This is a genomic window from Microbacterium sp. UBA837 (assembly GCF_002296025.1).
Lineage (GTDB): Bacteria > Actinomycetota > Actinomycetes > Actinomycetales > Microbacteriaceae > Microbacterium.
On record NZ_DBHD01000078.1, the window covers coordinates 1 to 2,574 of the forward strand.

Sequence of the window (2,574 nt, forward strand, 5' to 3'; positions counted from 1 at the left end):
TCCCGCCAGACCCGGTGCCAGCCCCGCGCTGGGCAGTTCGCTTCGCTCCTGCGGAGACCATTGAGCAGACTGGTCGGGCGCGTATCTCGGGTCTATTTCAGGAGGCGGGAGAGGCGACGATCAGCGAGCAGCTTGCCGCCGGTCTGGCACGTGGGGCAGTACTCGAGCGAGTTGTCGGCGAAGAAGACGCTGCGCACCTCGTCGCCGCAGACCGGGCAGGCCTCGCCGCGACGGCCGTGCACCCGCATCCCGCGGCGCTTGGCATCCTTGAGATCTGCTGGCGGCTTGCCGGATGCCTCCGCGATCGCCTCGGTGAGGGTGTGCCGCATCGCGGCGAACAGGGTGTCGATGTCGGCATCGGTCAGGTTCGCGGCCAAGGCATAGGGCGACATCCGTGCCGCGTGCAGGATCTCGTCGGAGTAGGCGTTGCCGATCCCGGCGATGATCGACTGGTCGCGCAGCACGCCCTTGATCTGGGTGCGGCGTCCACGGAGAAGCGCTGCGAGCGCATCGCGATCGAAGCCCGGGTCGAGGGGATCGGGGCCGAGCCGCTCGATGCCGGGTGCGTCGGTCGGGTTTCGGGCCGCGTAGACCGCCAGGGACTTCTTTGTCCCGGCTTCGGTGAGGTCGAAGCCTGAGCCATCCGAGAAACCGACGCGGAGCGCGATGGGGGTCTTGCCAGGGCGGATGATCGTGCTCGGCAGCTGGTCGTACCAACGGAGCCATCCCGCCTTCGCGAGGTGGAAGATCAGGTGCAGAGACGCAGCAGCATCCGAGTCCGCTTCGATATCGATGAATTTGCCGTGGCGTGACACGGACGCGACCCGCGCGCCGACGAGCGCGTCGAGGGGCGGGTCATACGTCTTGAGCGCCGCGATGTTGGCGACAGTCGCACGCGTGACAGTGAGCCCCGGCAGGCGCCCGGCAAGGTAGTCGACGAGTCCTTGCACTTCCGGCATCTCGGGCATGGCGCCATCCTGTCATGGGGTGGGAATCGGCGGCAGACCCCGATCGAGGACCGGCCACGCTACCGGCGTGCGGTCATCGCCGGGAAGAAGGCCTGCGATCCAGGCATCGTCTCGCTGTAGAGGGCCGGCGAGCGCCTGGCGCAGCGTCCCCTCGTAGCGGAATCCGAGTGCGCGAGCCGTCCGCGCCGACCCGGTGTTTCCCACGACGGCGCGCCACTCGATGCGCACCAGCGACATTCCCGCGGATTCGAACCCAAAGTCGACGACCGCGGTGGCAGCTTCGGTGAGGAGGTGCTGCCTACGCGCCCAGGGCGACATCCAGAACCCCAGCTCAGCAGCCTCTGTCTCCCGACGGTACAGCCCGATCATTCCGGCGAGGCGCCCGTCGTGACGGATGCCCCACGTCGCCTCTCTTCCCTCGGCCCAGTGGCGCTGCACGCGAGGGATGAACTGCTCGGCGTGCTCGCGGAGATACGGCGAAGGCACGGTGGTGTATCGCTGGATCGCCGGATCCTGGCACGCCTCGAAGATCTCATCCACGTCGGCGTCGGTCGGCGGCGAGAGTTCGCAGCGCTCGGTGCACAGCACGACGACATCCATCGCCCCACCTTATGCGCCGGGCTTGTCGAGCGGCGCGTCGCAACTCCTGCAATAGCTGGGGCCGGGTGTCGGCTCTGCCATTCGCGAGTACGGATTGCAGGAGTTGTGACGCGTCCTCCCCAGCTTCGCGTTCTCGCCCGTTTGCTGTTGCTGTGCAGACGCCAGGTCTTCCGGCGGTGCGACGGCGCCACTCTCTCCGTATGAACCCTGCGTATCGTCGCTATACCCGCACGGAACTGGGAAGTCTGGGGCTGGGTCGAACCGCACTTCGGGCGGCGGTGCGATCAGGATCGTGGCTCCGTGCCCGTCGAGACGTCTACCTTCCAGCTGACACCCCGCTACCGCTTGCACGGGCCGCCGCCGTCGGCGGTCGCCTCGATTGCGTGTCCCTCTTGCGGCTACAAGGCGTCTTTGTTGCTGAGCGGCACAGCCTGCACGTGCAGTTCGAGCGCGACGCGAGCCGGCTCCCGTCGCGTCATGGCGTGGTGGCTCATTGGCGCACCTCGGATGCCCCAAGACACGATCTCGTGTGCGGGATTGTTGAGGCGCTCGCCCAGGCGTGTCGGTGTCAGCCCGCTCGGTACGCGGTTGCAACGCTCGACAGCGCCTGGCATCAGGGATTGGTCACGGAGAGCGAGATCGCTGAGGTTTTTGATCGATTGCCTCAGCGATACCGCCGGATTCGAAGCCTGCTCGACCCTCGGTGTGAGTCGGGAACGGAGACACTGGTACGGCTGATGCTGCGGTCGCTGGGCGCATCCTTCGTGATTCAGGCGCAGCTGCCCGGGGTGGGGCGAGTGGACTTTGTCGTCGACGGCTGGCTCGTTGTCGAGTGCGACAGCGTCGCCTTCCACGCCGATGAGCGCACCCAGCGACGTGATCGAGAGCGAGACCTTGCCGCTGCCCTCAGCGGGTACACGACCCTCCGGCTCTTGGCAGAGGACATCCTCTATCGCCCCGATCGTGTTCGCGAGGCCCTACGGTCAGTGCTGGCCCACGGTCGGAG

3 protein-coding genes are annotated in these 2,574 nt (G+C 67.2%); 1 reads left to right on the forward strand and 2 read right to left on the reverse strand.

What is annotated here, in order from left to right; all coding sequences use genetic code 11:
- Positions 1 to 92: 92 nt before the first annotated feature.
- Entirely contained in the window at positions 93 to 968 is an 876-nt protein-coding gene (locus B3587_RS05730) for an Fpg/Nei family DNA glycosylase (protein ID WP_292727069.1), read from the reverse strand.
- A gap of 12 nt (positions 969 to 980) precedes the next feature.
- Complete coding sequence (locus tag B3587_RS05735; RefSeq protein ID WP_292727071.1) at positions 981 to 1,568, reverse strand: GNAT family N-acetyltransferase; 588 nt, start codon at positions 1,566 to 1,568, stop codon at positions 981 to 983.
- A gap of 737 nt (positions 1,569 to 2,305) precedes the next feature.
- On the opposite strand from B3587_RS05735, the gene B3587_RS05740 reads away from it, so the two are divergent.
- Positions 2,306 to 2,574, forward strand: a 269-nt coding sequence (locus tag B3587_RS05740) for an endonuclease domain-containing protein (protein WP_292727073.1), incomplete at its 3' end; no start/stop codon positions are given.